Below are 15,635 nucleotides of genomic sequence, written 5' to 3' on the forward strand. Positions count from 1 at the left end.
GCGCGCTCGCCGCGGGCCTCTATCCTGGTTCGGTGACGTCTCCCGCCACCGCTCCCGCCACCTCCGAGGTCGCCGCGACACCGCGCCCTGTGCTCGTCGTCGACTTCGGCGCCCAGTACGCCCAGCTCATCGCACGCCGCGTGCGTGAGGCCAACGTCTACTCCGAGATCGTGCCGCACACGTGGACGCCGGAGCAGATGCTGGCCCGCGACCCGGCCGCGATCATCCTCTCGGGCGGGCCGTCCTCCGTCTACGCCACGGGCGCCCCGTTCGTGGACGCCGCGCTGTTCGACGCCGGCGTGCCCGTCCTCGGAATCTGCTACGGCTTCCAGGCGATGGCGCAGGCGCTCGGTGGCAAGGTCGCCCAGACCGGCACCCGCGAGTACGGGGGTACCGAGGTCGAGGTGTGCTCCGCCGGCGTGCTGCTCGCCGACACCCCCGCGACGCAGACCACGTGGATGAGCCACGGCGACTCCGTGCACGCCGCCCCCGAGGGCTTCGACGTCCTGGCGACGTCGTCCGGCTCTCCGGTCGCCGCGTTCGAGGACCCGGCGCGCCGGCTGTACGGCGTGCAGTGGCACCCGGAGGTCAAGCACTCCGCGCACGGTCAGACCGTGCTCGAGCACTTCCTCTACGACGGCGCTGGCCTGCGTCCCGACTGGACGCCGGGCAACGTCATCGCCGACCAGGTCGCCGCGATCCGCGCCCAGGTGGGCGACGCCCGGGTGATCTGCGGTCTGTCCGGGGGTGTCGACTCCTCGGTCGCGGCCGCGCTCGTGCAGAAGGCCGTGGGTGATCAGCTGACCTGCGTGTTCGTCGACCACGGGCTCCTGCGCGAGGGAGAGGTCGAGCAGGTCGAGCGCGACTTCGTCGCCGCGACCGGCGTCAACCTGGTGGTGCGCGACGAGCGCAAGCGGTTCCTCGACGCGCTCGAGGGGCACAGCGACCCGGAGACCAAGCGCAAGATCATCGGGCGCGAGTTCATCCGCGTCTTCGAGGACGCCGCGCGCGACATCGTCGCCCAGAGCCACGAGCACGCCGTGCACGGCTCCGGGGGTGAGGTGAAGTACCTGGTGCAGGGCACGCTGTACCCGGACGTCGTCGAGTCGGGCGGGGGCGAGGGCGCCGCCAACATCAAGAGCCACCACAACGTCGGCGGACTTCCGGACGACCTGCAGTTCGACCTCGTCGAGCCGCTGCGCACCCTGTTCAAGGACGAGGTGCGGGCCGTGGGTCGCGAGCTCGGGGTGCCGGAGCCGATCGTCGCCCGCCAGCCCTTCCCCGGGCCCGGGCTGGGCATCCGCATCGTCGGTGAGGTGACGGCCGAGCGTCTCGAGATCCTGCGCCGGGCGGACGCGGTCGCCCGCGAGGAGCTCACCCGCGCCGGCCTCGACGGCGAGATCTGGCAGTGCCCCGTCGTGCTCCTCGCCGACGTGCGGTCCGTGGGCGTGCAGGGCGACGGCCGCACCTACGGTCACCCGATCGTGCTCCGCCCCGTCTCCAGCGAGGACGCCATGACGGCGGACTGGACCCGGATGCCGTACGACGTGCTGTCCGTGATCTCCACGCGCATCACCAACGAGGTGCCCGAGGTCAACCGCGTGGTGCTCGACGTGACGAGCAAGCCGCCGGGGACCATCGAGTGGGAGTGACCGAGGGCTGACGGCGGCCTCTGTCCGGGGCTTCGCCGTGCTGTGCGGTCCCGACGGCGCTACGTTGGCGGTGTTCACAGCCGAGCGTCACCGTCGGAAGGCACCGCCATGTCGAGCACCGTCACCGTCCGGCCCGCCAGGGGAGTGCGCGGCATCGGGATGCTGTCCATCATCGCCGGCATCATCTTGATCCTCGCTGGCGTCGCCGTCTGGGTCGTGGTCTCGACGACCCTGTCCGACGAGAACATCACCGTGTCGGAGGACGCCGACATGTTCGCGGGTCAGCAGGTCGCCGGCCCGTTCACCGCCTACGCGCAGGCCGAGGTCATCGACGAGCACGCCCTGGAGATGGCGGACGGCCAGACGTACGCGGAGCTCGACCGGGAGGACCCCGTGCGGGCCAGCGTCATGGACGCGTCGTTCCTGCGGGCGTCGCTGTTCACCTCGGTCGTCGCGTTCGGCGTGTGCGCCCTCGTCATCGGGCTGGGACTGATGTTCATCCTGGTCGGTGCCGCCCTGAGACGTCTGGCCGGTGGGCCGGCGGTGGCCGTCGAGACCCCCGGGACCACCTCCGCGGGTGGCCTGTCGGCGGCACCGCGGCACAGCGCCACGCCTCCGCCCGACGCCGCCGCTCCTCCCGCACGCCCGACGACCCGTCCCGCCGACCCGCCGTCGGTCGGAGGACGGGCGGACACCCCGCCGGCCTGACCGCGGCACTCCTGCGGTACGACGAACGCGCCCTCCGGCAGGGAGGGCGCGTTTCGTCGTACCGGAGCCTCTCAGCTCACCGTCGCCTGTCGGCGGCGACGCAGCGAACCGGCTACCGAGCCGACGACGAGCATCAGGCCCGCGACGGCCAGCAGCAGGATCGCCGCGAGCTCGAGGTCGATCGACGCGCCGGCGGTGCTGGCCAGGAGCCCGACGCCGATCGCGACCACGATGAAGCCCCACACGATCGTCGTGATCCGCGGCCCGGAGCGGACGAGGGGCCTGGCCGGGACGGCGGGGGAGTCGTCGACCGAGGCGGCGCTGGTCGTCGACGCGGCGACGGGGTCCTCCGCGGCGGCCGGTTCCGGTGCGGAGGAGGCAGACCTGATCGGCTCGTCGAAGACGGCGAGCGGGTCGCCCGGTGCCGAGGCCGGGAGCTGCTGGGTGGCCGGCACCTCGCCCGACGGGAGCTGCTGGGTGGCCGGCACCGCGCTGTCGGCGGTGCGCTCGTCGGACTCCGGGGTCTGCGGACGGTCCTGGTGGTCGTTGCTCATCGTTCCTCCTCGATGACGATCTCTCCGGCGCGGGCGTCGACGTCGAGCCGGAGCACGGCGCCGCCGAGCTCGGCGACCTCGTCGGTCTGGTAGGCGGACGGACCGCCGCTGAAGCCGGACGTGACCGTCCGGTCGCCGTCGATGTCGACGACGAGGTTGCCGGCGTTGAGGTCCGCGACGATCTCCACCGCGGTGTCGGCCGGGATCTCGACGACGGTGCGTCCGGCGGTCATGTCGACGGGCACGACGACGGGGTCGCCGGGCGTCACGTCCGACAGGTCGAGCTCGGTGAGGTCCACCCTCGCGTCGCCGAACTGCACGCGGACGCCGTCCTCGGCGGCGCCGATCGACCGAGGGGTGACGGTCCCCTGGCTGATCACGGTGCCCGACATCGTGGTGATCTGGGCCTCGTCCCAGGGCCACGGGTCGTTCTCCGCGGCGAAGGGCCAGGTGATCGCGGCCGTGAGGATCCCGCCCCACGCGAAGGCCGTGAGCCAGCCGCCGCGGAGCCCACGGAGGCCACCGACGACGATCCCGGCCCCGAGGACGACGACAGCGATGCCGACCCAGGTGGGCCAGACGGCCACGTCGACGCCGAGGACGATCTCCGCCGCGAGCAGCGCCGCGCCGGCCAGCAGGGCGAGCCCGACGACGACGCCCACCGTGCTCGCCCCGACGGTACGGCGGGGGGCGGGAGCGACAGGCACGGGTGGGACGGGTGGACCGGCAGGGTACGGAGGCCCCTGCACCGGTGGGCCCTGGGGCGGGTAGCCGCCACCGGAGTGGGGTGCCGGCGGCTGGTAGGCGTAGGACGCGGGCGGTGCCGGCGTGAAGGGTTCGGTCGGGTGCACGGTGGCCTCGTTCCGGTACGGGGTCGACGGGTGGACCGGCCCGGAGGTGCTCGAGGGGTAGGCCCCCGGGGCTCCGCCTGCTCGCGGCGGTCCGTAGGGTGCCGGCGGTGTGCCGGGCGGAGGTGCCGCCGTCGTCCCGTCGGGACGACCGCGGGTGCGGACGAGCTTGACGATCAGCCAGACGACCGCGACCCAGAACCCGATCCACAGCAGGACCGAGACCCACTCGGCGGGGCCGATCCACCACGGCCAGAACCCGCCACCCCAGATGAGCCCCAGCAGCACGGCGATGCCGGCACCGAGCATGGCCACGTCGAAGGTGCCGCGGATCGCCTCCTGCAGGTGGATCCGTCCGTCCGAGCGTTCCGGCAGCAGGGCCCAGGCGATGCCGTAGAGCACGAGCCCGGCTCCTGCGACGAAGAAGCTGAGGATCAGCAGCCCGCGCACGAGCAAGGGGTCGAGGCGGAACCGGTCGGCGAGACCGGCGGCGACGCCCCCGACCCAGCGGTCGTCGGACCGCGTGATGCCGATGCGTCGCACCGAGTCGAAGAAGCCTTCGCCTGCGGGGCGTCGGGGCGGGGGAGGGGGCGCCGCGGCGCCGTCGGTACCACCGGCTCCGGCGGCACCACCGGGGGCGTCCGGTGCTGGGGTGTCGTTCGTGGTCATGTCTCCATGGTGGTCCTCGCCCGGGTGCGGAACCATCGGGTGTCCCCCTGACCTGACCCTGATCACCTCCTCGGGAACCCCGGGTTCCGCTCCGGAGGGTTCCCGGACGTGCCACGATCAGGGGGTGACGACGATCGACGCTCCCGTGCGGCTGCCGCTGCGCCGCCCCCGCCAGGGGCGGTGGCTCGGTGGTGTCTGCGCCGGGGTGGCGGTGCACCTGGACGTCCCGGTCCGGCTGGTCCGCCTGGTGATGGTGGTGCTCGCGCTCCTCAGCGGTGTCGGTGTCGCGCTCTACGTCTTCTGGTGGCTCACCGTCCCGGCGGGCGACCCGCACGACGTCGCGCACGAGACCCGCCCGGCAGCGCTCGCTCGGCTGGCCCCGCGGCTGCGGCGCAGCGGCCCGGTCGCCGGGCTGTCACGGCGCGACGTCGCGATCGGGGTGACGCTCCTCGTCCTCGCCGCGCTCCTGGTCGCCCTGCGGTCCGGCTGGGACCTGCCCACCATGTGGTTGCCGCTGCTCGTCGTCGCAGGGGGTGCGGGGCTGGCATGGAGCCAGCTCGACGCCGTCCAGCGGTCCCGCGAGACCGGTGCGGCGCCCTCGCGCTCCAGCACGCTGCTGCGCCTGATCGGTGGCCTGGTGCTGGTGACGGCAGGCGTGCTGCTGCTCTTCGTGCAGGGCACCCCGCCACGTGAGCTGCTGACCGTCGCCCTGGCGTCGCTGGCCGTGCTCGTCGGCGTGGCACTGGTGCTGGCCCCCTGGTGGCTGCGGCTCGTGCGGGAGCTCGGCGACGAGCGTGCAGCCCGTGAGCGGGAGGCCGAGCGTGCCGACATCGCCGCCCACCTGCACGACTCCGTGCTGCAGACCTTGGCCCTGATCCGGGCTCGCGCGCACGACGGCGACGAGGTCGCCCGCATGGCACGGGCGCAGGAGCGAGAGCTGCGCGAGTGGCTCTACGACGACCGGCAGGCGCCCGGGACGTCGTTGGCCACCGAGCTGCGGGACCTGGTCGGTGAGGTGGAGGACGGCCGTGCGGCGGAGGTCGAGCTCGTCGCGGTCGGGGACTGCGCGCCCACCGCGACGACCACCGCCCTGCTGCAGGCGACCCGGGAGGCGCTGGTCAACGCCGTCGTGCACGGCGCCCCGCCCGTGACCGTCTACCTGGAGGTGACCGACAGCGCCGCCGAGGTCTTCGTCCGGGACCGTGGCGACGGCTTCGACCTCGACGACATCGCCCTGGACCGGTTCGGGGTGCGCGAGTCCATCCTGGGACGGGTCCGGCGGCGCCACGGCACCGCCGAGGTCGTCAGCCGTCCCGGCTGGGGGACCGAGGTGCGGCTGTCCGTGCCGCGCGGTGCCGACCAGGAGCACAGCGCGACCACGCCGCCGAGCGGTCCCGTACCGTCCGCCGCGCCGCCCCCCGACCTGCCGGCCACGACCGACCCGCAGAGCACGCCCCGTGACGAAGGAGCCCACCCGTGAGCGAGACCCCTGTCCCCGTCGTCCTCGTGGACGACCACCACATGTTCCGTACCGGGGTGCGGGCGAGCCTCGACGGACGGGTCCGGGTGGTCGGCGAGGCCGCCGACGTCGACGAGGCCGTCGCCGTGGTGCACGCCGAGAAGCCTCCGGTCGTGCTGCTGGACGTGCACCTGCCCGGGGGGAACGGCGGGGGAGGCGCGGAGGTGGTGCGCCGGTGCGCGGACCTGCTGTCCGGGACGCGGTTCCTGGCGCTGTCGGTGTCCGACGCCGCCGAGGACGTGGTCTCGGTGATCCGCGCCGGAGCGCGAGGGTACGTCACGAAGAACATCTCGGCGGCGGACCTCTCGGGAGCGGTCGTCCGGGTGGCAGCGGACGACGCGGTGTTCTCGCCACGGTTGGCCGGGTTCGTCCTGGACGCGTTCGGCACGGCGGCCGGCGACGTCGCGGTGGCCGACGACGAGCTCGACCGGCTCTCGAAGCGTGAGCAGGAGGTCATGCGGCTCATCGCCCGGGGCTACACCTATCGGGAGGTGGCCGGGGAGCTGTTCATCTCGGTCAAGACGGTCGAGACCCACGTGTCCGCGGTGCTGCGCAAGCTGCAGCTGTCCAACCGCAACGAGCTCACGCGCTGGGCGGCGGCGCGCCGGCTGCTCTGAGCGGGGGCTGGGCGCGCGCTGGCGTAGCATCGCAGACTGCGACGCGACGAGAGGACCCCGATGACCCACGATCAGCTGCCCGAGGACGCCCTCGCCGTGGTGGACCCGTCCCGGCCGATGGTGCTCAGGACGCGACGCGTGCGGGCGTTCCTGCTGGCGCTGGCCGCGCTGGTCGGTGTGCTGGTCGGCCTGGTGATGGCCGTCGGCGAGGAGCCCGTCGCGACCCGGGTCTTCGGCGTCGTCGTCGTGATGCTGTCGCTCTACGCCGTCTGGGTGCTGCTGCGGCAGGCCTTCGTCCAGCAGGCCGAGGTCAGGCTCGACGATGCCGGGCTGCACATCGAGGGTCACCCGACGATCGCCTGGCAGGAGATCACCGAGCTGTCCGCGGTCACCGTCAGCGGTCAGCCGATGCTGGGCGTCCACGTCGAGGACGAGGACGGCCTCCTCGAACGGTTCCCGGCGAAGACCCGTGCACTGGCTCGCGCCAACCGGAAGCTGGCCGGCACGCCGGTGACCGTCGCGGTCCGGAACTTCGGTACCGGTGTCGAGGAGCTCGGCGCGGCCGTCGAGGTCTACCGGCGGGCCCACACCGCTGAGACCGAGGGATCGTGACGCAGGGCGTCGAGGAGGTCGACCGACCTCCGACGGGTGATCGGGTCGCCGGGTGGGTGCTGTTCGGCGGGCAGGCGGTCCTCGCCGTGGTGCTCAGCTACGGCGGGTACTTGTGGTGGGCGCTCGTCGGTTTCGGCTGCTCGGACGACTCGGTCGAGGCCTGCGACGCCCTGGACATCGAGGCGGTCATGGGGTTCTTCGCGATCTTCCCCTGGGTCGTGCTCGTCGGTGCGCTCGTCTGGCTGATCGTCCGGCTCCGACGTCGGCAGCCCATCTGGTGGGTGCCGCTCGTCGCGGGCACGGTGCCCGTCGGCGTGCTCGTCCTCGGCCTGGTCGTGCACGTCCTCGGCCTGGTCCTGACGTCGTCGTAGGCGACGGTCAGCGGGCGGTGCGGTAGCGCTCGACGACCACGTCGACCATCTCGTCGGGTGCGGCGGCGTCGGGCAGCAGCAGCGGGCCGGTGGTGACGTCGCCGCCGGCCTTCTCCGCCAGCGTCTGGAAGTAGCCGGGCGCGATGAGGTAGCTCGCGGTGACCACGCGGGTACCGGGATGCTCGGCTCGCACGGCCGCGACGACGTCGGGCACCCGCGGGGTGGCGTTGGCGATGTAGCCCACGCTCACCGGGTGCCCGGTGCGCTCGGCGAGCGACGTCCCCATGCGTTCGCAGTCGGCCACCGCGCGGTCGTCGGAGGAGCCGGCGGCGGCGAGGACGATGACGTCACCGTCGGCGAGGCCGGCCTCGGTGAGCCGGCGCTCGAGGAGGTCGACGAGCCGCGGGTCCGGGCCGAGCGCTCCGGCGAGGGTCACGTCGCGGCCCTGGGCCAGCGCCGCGTCGACGTCCTCGCGCAGGTCGACGTGGACGTGGAACCCGGCGGACAGCAGCAGCGGCACGATGACGGTGCGCCCGTCGCGGAGCCCGTCGAGGCAGGTGGGGACGTCGGGCTGCTGCACGTCGACGAACCCGGCGTGCACCGGCGCCTCGCCGGCGAGGCGGTCGGCGACGGCGTCGACCAGGGTGGCGACGGCGCCCGCGCCCACGGGCGAGGAGGTGCCGTGCGAGATCGCGAGGAGGGTCGGTGCGGTCATGTCCGCCACGCTACGCGGCGAAAGCGTTCGCGGGGGTGACACCCGTGTGACGCCCGGTCACGACGTGCTCACGGCGTCGTGCCCGGCGGCGTGAGGTTCCCAGTCGGGGCACAGGCGCACGACGTCGCCCACCACGGTGACCGCCGGGGGCTGCACCCCGGCTGCGGCGGCACGCCCGGCGATGGTCGCCAGGGTCCCGAGCGTGACGCGCTGCCGCGGGCCGTACCCGTCCTCCACCACGGCGACCGGGGTCTCGGCGGGGCGACCGGCCGAGACCAGCGCCTCGGCCGTCCGCGCCAGCCGGGTGACGCCCATGAGCAGCACCAGCGTGTGATCCGTCCCGCCGGGGACGTCGTCCAGGGCCTCGTGGGCCGTCAGCACGCTGAACCCGGCGGCCACGCCACGGTGCGTCACGGGGATGCCGACGGCGGCGGGCACCGAGACCGCGGACGTCACGCCGGGCACCACCTCGACCTCGACGCCCGCCGCGCGGCAGGCGGCGACCTCCTCGCCGCCACGGCCGAACACGTACGGGTCGCCGCCCTTGAGCCGCACCACGTCCCGGCCGGCCCGGGCGTGCTCGACCAGGAGCTCGTTGATGCGCTCCTGCGGTACCGGGTGGTTGCCGGACGCCTTGCCCACGTCGATCACCTCGACGTCGTCCGCGAGCGTCGTCAGCAGCGACCGCGGTCCGAGCCGGTCCACGACGACGACGTCGGCGCTCGCCAGGAGCCGGCGCCCGCGGCCGGTGACCAGTCCCGGCGCGCCGGGCCCACCACCGACCAGGGCGACCCGGCCGGGGCGGGTGCCGCCGTCCTCACCCCGGGAGTCGTCGAGCCGTGCGCGGACGCGCCGCAGCGGCAGCTCGCCGGCCGCCAGGGACGCGGCGACCGCGTCCCGGAGGCGCACGGCGCGGCGGGGGTCCCGGCCGGCGTGGACCGCGACGGTCACGTCCTCGAGCCGGGTGACCGCCGGCACCCACGCCGAGGCGGCCGCTGCGTCGGAGGCGACGACGCAGAACGTCCGCGCTGCCTCGGCGTCGGCGGCCACGGCGGTGTCCACGGCCGGGTCACCGGTCGCGGTGTGGACCAGCCAGGCGCCGTCGAGGTCACCGACCGTGTAGCCGCGGGGCCGGTGCTCGACGGTGCCGTCCGCGACGAGCGCGGCGAGGCCCTCGCTCAGCGCGGGGGCCACGACGCGCACCCGGGCGCCGGCGTCGAGCAGGCCACGGACCCGGCGTGCGGCGACCGGCCCGCCGCCGACGACGACGACGAGCCGGCCGTGCACGCGCAGGCCGAGGGGGTAGAGGTCGCTCACGACGCTGATCCTCGCAGGCTCGGACGGCTCAGATGTGCAGGCCGCACTCGGACTTGTCCGCACCGGACCAACGACCGGCACGGGCGTCCTCGCCCGGGGCGACACGACGGGTGCAGGGCTCGCAGCCGATCGACGGGTACCCGTCGTTCAGGAGCGGGTTGACCGTGAGCCCGTGGGCCAGCGCGTAGCCGACCAGCTCGTCGTCCGACCAGGCGGCGATGGGGTTGATCTTCACCAGGTTGTTCGACGCGTCCCACGAGACCAGCTCGGCCGAGGCACGCGAGCCGGAGTCGGCACGGCGGACGCCCGTGGCCCAGGCCTCGTAGCCGGAGAGGATGTCCCTCATGGGTTCGACCTTGCGGATCCGGCAGCAGGCCTCGGGGTCCCGGGCGAACAGGTCGGGGCCGTAGGCCTCGGCCTGCTGCGCGACGCTGAGCCGCGGACGGACGTCGACGATCGTCACGTCGAGCTGGTGCGCGACCGCGTCGCGGGTGCCCAGCGTCTCCGCGAAGTGGTAGCCGGTGTCGCCGAACAGGACGTCCACCCAGGGCAGCTGCTCGCTGACGAGCGCGGACAGCACGGAGTCGGTCATGGAGGACGCGACCGCGAGGGAGTCGCCGAACTGCTCGACGGCCCACGCGATGACGTCGTGCGCGCTCGCCTCGTCCGGCGATCCGATCCCGGACCCGCCCAGCTCGCGCCGCCCGCGGGCGGCGATCTGGCTCAGCTCGGCGTCCGAGCGACGGCGACGCTCGCGGCCGTCGACACGGGCACGTCGCCGAGCGCGGGACTGCTCCCGCTCGGCCGCGCGGCGCTTGGCCGCCTCGGCGGCGCCGGCCAGCGAGGAGCTGGCCCCCGCGGGTGCGCCGGTGGCGTTCGGGCCCACCCCGAGGGCGACCGAGACGGCCGTCACTGCAGCGCCTCCTCGTCGGCCCGGTGCGCCCACTGGGCGAACGTCTCGGTACCGTCCCGGTCCGACTCGTAGCGACGCACGACCCGTTCGACGTAGTCGGCCAGGTCGGTGGACGGCACCTTGAGCCCGCGCACCGTGCGGCCCAGCTCGGCGGTGTCGCGTCCCTTCTCGACGAGGCCGCCGCCCAGGTGCACCTGGAACCCCGGCACCTGCTCGCCGTCGACCGTGATGATCTGGCCCTTGAGGCCGATGTCCGCCGTCTGGATCCGGGCGCACGAGTTGGGGCAGCCGTTGACGTTGAGGGAGATGGGCCGGCCCAGGCGCGCCTCGACGTCGCCGAGCCGGTCCTCGAGCTCGCCGATGACCCGGGCTGCCGTGTCCTTGGTCTCCACGATCGCCAGCTTGCAGTACTCGATGCCGGTGCAGGCGATCGTGGATCGCCGGAACAGGCTGGGCCGGGCCGTCAGGCCGAGCGGCTCCAGGCCCTCGACCAGCTCGTCCACGCGGTCCGCCGGGACGCCGAGGATGACGACCTTCTGGTGGGCGGTCAGTCGGGCGGCCTCCGCGCCGACCTTCTCGACCAGGTCGGCCAGGCCCGTCAGCGTGCCGCCGCCGACGCGGCCGACGACGGGAGCGGCCCCGACGTAGAACCGCCCGTCCTTCTGCTCGTGGACGCCCACGTGGTCGCCCGGGCGGGTGGCCGGTGCCGGCGCGGGGCCGTCCGGGAGCTCGTAGCCGAGGTACTCAGACTGGAGAACTTCCCTGAACTTCTCGGTGCCCCAGTCCTTGAGGAGGAACTTCAGGCGTGCCTTGTTCCGCAGGCGGCGGTACCCGTAGTCGCGGAAGATCTGGACGACCCCGTGCCAGACGTCGGGCGCCTGCTCGGCGGTGACGAACACCCCGAGGCGTTCGCCGAGCCGGGGGTTCGTCGACAGCCCGCCGCCGACCCACAGGTCGAAGCCCGCACCGAGCTCGGGGTGACGGACGCCGACGAGCGAGATGTCGTTGATCTCGTGCACGACGTCCAGGCTGGGGTGCCCCGTGATCGCCGTCTTGAACTTGCGGGGCAGGTTGGCCAGGTCCGGGTCGCCGATGTAGCGCTTCTTGATCTCGAGGATGACCGGCGTCGGGTCGAGGATCTCGTCCGCCGCGACGCCGGCCACGGGGCTGCCGAGGAACGGACGGGGAGAGTCGCCGCACGCCGTCGTCGTCTCGAGGTTCACGGCGTCGAGGCGGCGCCAGATCTCCGGCATGCTCTCGACCTCGATCCAGTGGTACTGGATGTTCTGCCGGTCGGTGATGTCGGCGCTGCCCCGGGCGAAGTCGGCCGAGATCTCGCCGAGCACGCGCAGTGCGTTCGCGTCGAGGGCCTGCCCGTCGGTGCGCACGCGGAGCATGAAGTAGCGGTCCTCGAGCTCGTGCGGCTCCAGGGTGGCGGTGCGGCCGCCGTCGATGCCCGGCTTGCGCTGCGTGTACAGCCCCCACCAGCGGAAACGTCCGTGCAGGTCGTCACCGGGGATGGAGTCGAAGCCCTCGTGGGCGTAGATGTTCTCGATCCGCTCGCGCACGGCGAGGGAGTCGGACTCCTGCTTGAACTCCTCGTTGTGGTTCAGCGGGGTCTTGCCGTCGATCTTCCACTGGCCGTTCGGCCGCGCGGCGCGTGCGGGCCGGGCCGGGCGCTCGGAGCGTGCGGCGGCAGCGTCGGAGGCCTGTTCGGCGGGGGTGGTCTGCGTCGTCATCCTGGGGGGTTCCTCGGGTCCTCGGGGGGCGGGACGCGCGACGACGAAGGCTCAGCAGGGGTGGGCCGAGACCGACGGCGCGCGCCGATGCTCAGGTCCGCAGGTGCGGTGGGGGGCTGAGGTGGGGCGCGATCAGCGACAGGAGCACTGACAGCTGCACATGCGCGTACGCAGGCAGGGGCGCGCCGACATGTCACGACGGGTGGTCGTGAGGGAGCGGGACGCGGCCGTGGTCATACCGAGGAATCTAACCCGGGATGCCCAGTGCGCGAAACCCCTCGTCCGCATGCTGGGACCGGCGCCACGGAGTGAGACGGTCGGGGGTCTTCGGCGGTGGCCCGACAGGCGGTGCGCCGCCGATAGGCTGTCGTCATGGAGTTCCTCTACAACGTTCTCACCGTGCTGCACTTCATCGGATGGGCCATCGTCCTGGGGGGCTACCTCGCTTCCCTGCGCAGCCCGGGCCTGTACCGCGGGGTCTTCCACGGCGCGGCGACGGCGCTGGTCGCGGGTGTGCTGATGGTCGGCGTCGCGGAGATGGGCGGTGTCTGGGGCGACGACGGCCCCGACATGGCCAAGATCGGCGTGAAGCTGGTCGTCGCCCTCGTCGTCGCGGTGCTGGCGTTCGTGGCCAAGCGCCAGGGCAGCAAGGCGGACAACGGCACCGGTGCCGTCGCGCCCGCCCTGAAGCACAGCCTCGGCGTGCTCGTGGTGATCAACATCATCGTCGCCGTCTTCTGGTGACCCGCCCCGACCTGGCGCCCCCGCGAGGCGGGCGGGTCCGGTGAGCGCTCTCGGCGAGGTCCTCGTCGGTCTCGCGATCGCCGTGGGGCTGGTCGGCATCATCGTCCAGATCCTGCCCGGCAACGCCCTCGTGCTCGGCTCCGTGCTCGTGTGGGCCTGGGTCACGGGTGGCACGACCGCCTGGGTCTGCTTCGCGGTGGCCGCGTTGCTGATCGTCGTCGCGGAGACGGGTCAGTGGCTCCTGGCAGGACGGCACATGCGCCGCGCCGAGGTGCCCTGGTCGACCCTCGCCGTCGGCGGTCTGGCCGCGGTGGTGGGCTTCTTCGTGGTCCCGGTGATCGGGCTCTTCCTCTTCTTCACCGCCGCTGTGCTCGTCATGGAGTACCTGCGCCGGCGGGACGGCCGGGCTGCGTGGCGGGCGACCGTGGCCGCGCTGCAGGCGACAGCCATCACCATCGGGATCCAGCTCCTCGGAGGGCTGGCGGCGACGCTCACCTGGGTGGCCGGGCTGTTCCTGACCTGACACCTGCGGGCACGGCGACGGGTGCGACCATGGGGCCGTGCAGATCCTCACCCGGCCCCTCGACGCCCTCGACCCCCGGACCGCGTTCGGCATCTGGCGGCTGCGCCAGGACGTCTTCGTCGTCGAGCAGCGGTGCGCCTACCCCGACCTCGACGACCGTGACCTCGAGCCCGGCACCCGGCACGTCGTCCTCGTCGACGACGACCGCGTCGTCGGCACGGCCCGGGTCCTCGACGACGGCGACGTCCAGCGCATCGGTCGCGTGGTGTGCCACCCGGACGTGCGGGGGAGCGGGGCGTCCGGTGAGCTGATGCGCGCCGCCGTCGACGCCGCGACGCAGGCGGCGCCGTCGTCGGACGTGGTGCTGGGCGCGCAGTCGCCGCTCGTGGGCTGGTACGCGACGTTCGGCTTCGCTCCCGACGGGCCGGAGTACCTCGAGGACGACATCCCCCACACCCCGATGCGACTGCAGCGCTGACCGGCGGGCTCAGCCTGCCGCGGGCAGCCGCTGCGTCACCACGGGGGTGACCACGACCTCGAGCGCGTACGACCCGTCGAGCGCGTCGTCGAGCGCCGACTGCAGGTCGTCGAGCGGTGGCAGGTCCTCCGACGGGCCCGCCAGCTCGACGACGACGGTGGCCGCGCCGACGTCGACGTTCGTCAGGCCGAGCGCCGAGTCGTCGCCGAGCCAGTCGCTCACCGTCGCCTGGGCCTCGCGTCCGTCCGCGGAGGTGGTCAGCAGCCCGCCGGTCGTCAGGAGCAGCGGGACCAGGATGATCAGCGCGGCCGCGACGAACGGTGTCAGGGTGAGCAGCACCCGCCGTCCCCCCTGGCGCAGCCGTTGGGGGTTGGCCAGACCTGCCAGGACGAAGACGACCGAGGCAGACAGCACGATCGAGACGAAGTTCGTCGAGAACAGCAGGAGCGCGCCGGCGGCGTCGCCGGGGTGCGACGCCGCGAGGGCGACCCCCACCACCGATAACGGGGGGACCAGGGCGACGGCGATGGCGACCCCGGCGATCGAGGGGGCGACGCGGCGGTCGACCGTCGCGAACGCGCCGGCCGCCCCGGCGGCTATCGCGACGAGCATGTCGAGCAGCGTCGGGTTCACCCGCGAGGTGATCTGGCTGTTGGTGTCGAAGGGGACGACGGCGGGCACCCACGAGGCGATGGCGTAGGCGATGACGACGGCGGCGGTCGCCCCGGCCACGATGAGCAGCAGCGAGCCGATCGCCCGTCGTGGCCAACCGCTCACCAGCGCCGCGGCGAGCCCGAGGATCGGCGTCATCAGCGGTGCGACGAGCATCGCCCCGATGACCACGGCCGTCGAGTCCTGCAGGACGGCGAGGGTGGCGATGCACACGCTCAGCACGAGCATCGACCACCAGGCCACCTGCTTCGCCGCCCGCTCGGGTCGCTCGAGATAGAGCTGCTCCGCCAGGAGGGTGCGACGCCGGGTCCCGACGTCCACGTGCTCCACCCACCACCACAGCAGCTCCGTCAGGGACGGGTAGGCACCGCTGGGTGCCGGCGTGATACCTGCCGCGACCCGGTAGCCGTAGACGAGGGTCACCGCTCCGCCGGCCAGGGCGGCGAGCCCGAGCGAGACCGTGAACCAGTCCACGACCACGTCCGGCACGGCGATGACCAGCGCGCCCAGGACGAGCCCCACGCCGCCGCCGGCGAACCGCGGTGCCCGGCGGTCCCGGTCCCGGCTGAACAGCGCGAGCACCAGGGTCACGAGGCTGCGGAACAGCAGGTAGATCCCACCGAGGAGCAGCGTCGCCTCGAGGGCGTCGCGGAACGAGAGCAGGAAGACGGCGGCGAGGGCCACCGAGGCCAGCCCCCGCAGCAGGGCTGCCGCGCGCGCCGTCGCCCGTGCGCCGCGGCGTCCGACGGCGGTCCACAGGTCGTTGCCGCCCGAGACGACCAGCCCGATGCCGACGACGGTCTCGGCCAGGTCGACGGAGATCGCCGGGACGAGGACGAGCACGAGGCCCACCGCGACGGCGACCGCGCCTCCGACCGTGGCCGGGTTGGCCAGGCGGGAAGGGTTCCGCAGCAGGTCGGCGCCGCGGGCCACGGGATCCATGGCGTGACCGTAGCGGAGCACCGGCGGTCCGGCACCCTGGGA

The 15,635-nt window shown here is 73.6% G+C and carries 16 protein-coding genes; 9 read left to right on the top strand and 7 right to left on the bottom strand.

Annotated features, from left to right (window positions below):
• Positions 1-32 precede the first annotated feature (32 nt).
• Entirely contained in the window at positions 33-1,652 is a 1,620-nt protein-coding gene (gene guaA / locus HDG69_RS04495) for a glutamine-hydrolyzing GMP synthase (protein WP_171782530.1), read from the top strand.
• Between the two features lie 108 nt (positions 1,653-1,760).
• Positions 1,761-2,360 (top strand): aromatic ring-opening dioxygenase LigA, encoded by a 600-nt coding sequence (locus HDG69_RS04500; RefSeq protein WP_343036248.1) that lies wholly within the window; start codon positions 1,761-1,763, stop codon positions 2,358-2,360.
• Between the two features lie 71 nt (positions 2,361-2,431).
• On the opposite strand, the gene HDG69_RS04505 is transcribed toward HDG69_RS04500, so the two are convergent.
• Complete coding sequence (locus HDG69_RS04505) at positions 2,432-2,914, bottom strand: hypothetical protein (protein ID WP_171782531.1); 483 nt, start codon at positions 2,912-2,914, stop codon at positions 2,432-2,434.
• Complete coding sequence (locus tag HDG69_RS04510) at positions 2,911-4,431, bottom strand: PspC domain-containing protein (protein WP_171782532.1); 1,521 nt, start codon at positions 4,429-4,431, stop codon at positions 2,911-2,913. Before HDG69_RS04510 ends, HDG69_RS04505 begins: the two co-directional genes overlap by 4 nt.
• A gap of 124 nt (positions 4,432-4,555) precedes the next feature.
• On the opposite strand from HDG69_RS04510, the gene HDG69_RS04515 reads away from it, so the two are divergent.
• Genes HDG69_RS04515 through HDG69_RS04530 form a run of 4 tightly spaced genes read left to right on the top strand, consistent with a single transcriptional unit; the run spans position 4,556 to position 7,550 of the window.
• Positions 4,556-5,911: an ATP-binding protein gene (locus HDG69_RS04515; protein ID WP_343036249.1), complete on the top strand. Its 1,356-nt coding sequence runs from the start codon at positions 4,556-4,558 to the stop codon at positions 5,909-5,911.
• A 41-nt stretch (positions 5,912-5,952) separates the two neighbouring features.
• Positions 5,953-6,567 (top strand): LuxR C-terminal-related transcriptional regulator, encoded by a 615-nt coding sequence (locus HDG69_RS04520; RefSeq protein ID WP_216645306.1) that lies wholly within the window; start codon positions 5,953-5,955, stop codon positions 6,565-6,567.
• Positions 6,568-6,627: 60 nt separating this feature from the next.
• The gene (locus HDG69_RS04525; RefSeq protein ID WP_171782534.1) at positions 6,628-7,179 is read left to right on the top strand and encodes an STM3941 family protein; all 552 of its coding nucleotides are present in this window, start codon (positions 6,628-6,630) and stop codon (positions 7,177-7,179) included.
• A complete protein-coding gene (locus tag HDG69_RS04530) occupies positions 7,176-7,550 on the top strand; it encodes a hypothetical protein (RefSeq protein WP_171782535.1) in 375 nt (124 codons plus the stop codon). Before HDG69_RS04525 ends, HDG69_RS04530 begins: the two co-directional genes overlap by 4 nt.
• A gap of 7 nt (positions 7,551-7,557) precedes the next feature.
• On the opposite strand, the gene HDG69_RS04535 is transcribed toward HDG69_RS04530, so the two are convergent.
• The 4 genes from HDG69_RS04535 to HDG69_RS04550 are packed head-to-tail and all read right to left on the bottom strand — an operon-like array spanning position 7,558 to position 12,234.
• Entirely contained in the window at positions 7,558-8,265 is a 708-nt protein-coding gene (locus tag HDG69_RS04535) for a sirohydrochlorin chelatase (protein ID WP_171782536.1), read from the bottom strand.
• Positions 8,266-8,322: 57 nt separating this feature from the next.
• Entirely contained in the window at positions 8,323-9,582 is a 1,260-nt protein-coding gene (gene cobA, locus HDG69_RS04540; protein ID WP_343036250.1) for a uroporphyrinogen-III C-methyltransferase, read from the bottom strand.
• A gap of 28 nt (positions 9,583-9,610) precedes the next feature.
• On the bottom strand, positions 9,611-10,495 hold the full coding sequence (locus HDG69_RS04545) for a phosphoadenylyl-sulfate reductase (RefSeq protein WP_171782538.1): 885 nt from the start codon (positions 10,493-10,495) through the stop codon (positions 9,611-9,613).
• Positions 10,492-12,234: a nitrite/sulfite reductase gene (locus HDG69_RS04550; RefSeq protein WP_171782539.1), complete on the bottom strand. Its 1,743-nt coding sequence runs from the start codon at positions 12,232-12,234 to the stop codon at positions 10,492-10,494. The genes HDG69_RS04545 and HDG69_RS04550 overlap by 4 nt, the downstream gene beginning before the upstream one ends.
• 372 nt (positions 12,235-12,606) lie before the next feature.
• Between HDG69_RS04550 and HDG69_RS04555 the strand changes: the two genes are divergently transcribed.
• Genes HDG69_RS04555 through HDG69_RS04565 form a run of 3 tightly spaced genes read left to right on the top strand, consistent with a single transcriptional unit; the run spans position 12,607 to position 13,979 of the window.
• On the top strand, positions 12,607-12,978 hold the full coding sequence (locus HDG69_RS04555) for a hypothetical protein (protein WP_171782540.1): 372 nt from the start codon (positions 12,607-12,609) through the stop codon (positions 12,976-12,978).
• Positions 12,979-13,018: 40 nt separating this feature from the next.
• Positions 13,019-13,501, top strand: coding sequence for a DUF456 family protein (locus tag HDG69_RS04560; RefSeq protein ID WP_171782541.1), 483 nt, complete (start codon positions 13,019-13,021; stop codon positions 13,499-13,501).
• A gap of 37 nt (positions 13,502-13,538) precedes the next feature.
• Entirely contained in the window at positions 13,539-13,979 is a 441-nt protein-coding gene (locus HDG69_RS04565) for a GNAT family N-acetyltransferase (protein WP_171782542.1), read from the top strand.
• A 9-nt stretch (positions 13,980-13,988) separates the two neighbouring features.
• Here the strand turns inward: HDG69_RS04565 and HDG69_RS04570 are convergent, their stop codons facing one another.
• Positions 13,989-15,593: a DUF389 domain-containing protein gene (locus HDG69_RS04570; RefSeq protein ID WP_171782543.1), complete on the bottom strand. Its 1,605-nt coding sequence runs from the start codon at positions 15,591-15,593 to the stop codon at positions 13,989-13,991.
• Positions 15,594-15,635: the final 42 nt, after the last annotated feature.

Source organism: Isoptericola halotolerans, from assembly GCF_013149785.1.
Classification (GTDB): Bacteria; Actinomycetota; Actinomycetes; order Actinomycetales; family Cellulomonadaceae; genus Isoptericola; species Isoptericola halotolerans.

Coding starts and splice junctions, on each gene's coding strand:
- HDG69_RS04555 (WP_171782540.1), top strand. CDS start 12,607: ATGGAGTTCCTCTACAACGTTCTCACCGTGCTGCACTTCATCGGATGG.
- HDG69_RS04500 (WP_343036248.1), top strand. CDS start 1,761: ATGTCGAGCACCGTCACCGTCCGGCCCGCCAGGGGAGTGCGCGGCATC.
- HDG69_RS04505 (WP_171782531.1), bottom strand. CDS start 2,914: ATGAGCAACGACCACCAGGACCGTCCGCAGACCCCGGAGTCCGACGAG.
- HDG69_RS04550 (WP_171782539.1), bottom strand. CDS start 12,234: ATGACGACGCAGACCACCCCCGCCGAACAGGCCTCCGACGCTGCCGCC.
- HDG69_RS04535 (WP_171782536.1), bottom strand. CDS start 8,265: ATGACCGCACCGACCCTCCTCGCGATCTCGCACGGCACCTCCTCGCCC.
- HDG69_RS04520 (WP_216645306.1), top strand. CDS start 5,953: ATGTTCCGTACCGGGGTGCGGGCGAGCCTCGACGGACGGGTCCGGGTG.
- HDG69_RS04570 (WP_171782543.1), bottom strand. CDS start 15,593: ATGGATCCCGTGGCCCGCGGCGCCGACCTGCTGCGGAACCCTTCCCGC.
- HDG69_RS04510 (WP_171782532.1), bottom strand. CDS start 4,431: ATGACCACGAACGACACCCCAGCACCGGACGCCCCCGGTGGTGCCGCC.
- HDG69_RS04525 (WP_171782534.1), top strand. CDS start 6,628: ATGACCCACGATCAGCTGCCCGAGGACGCCCTCGCCGTGGTGGACCCG.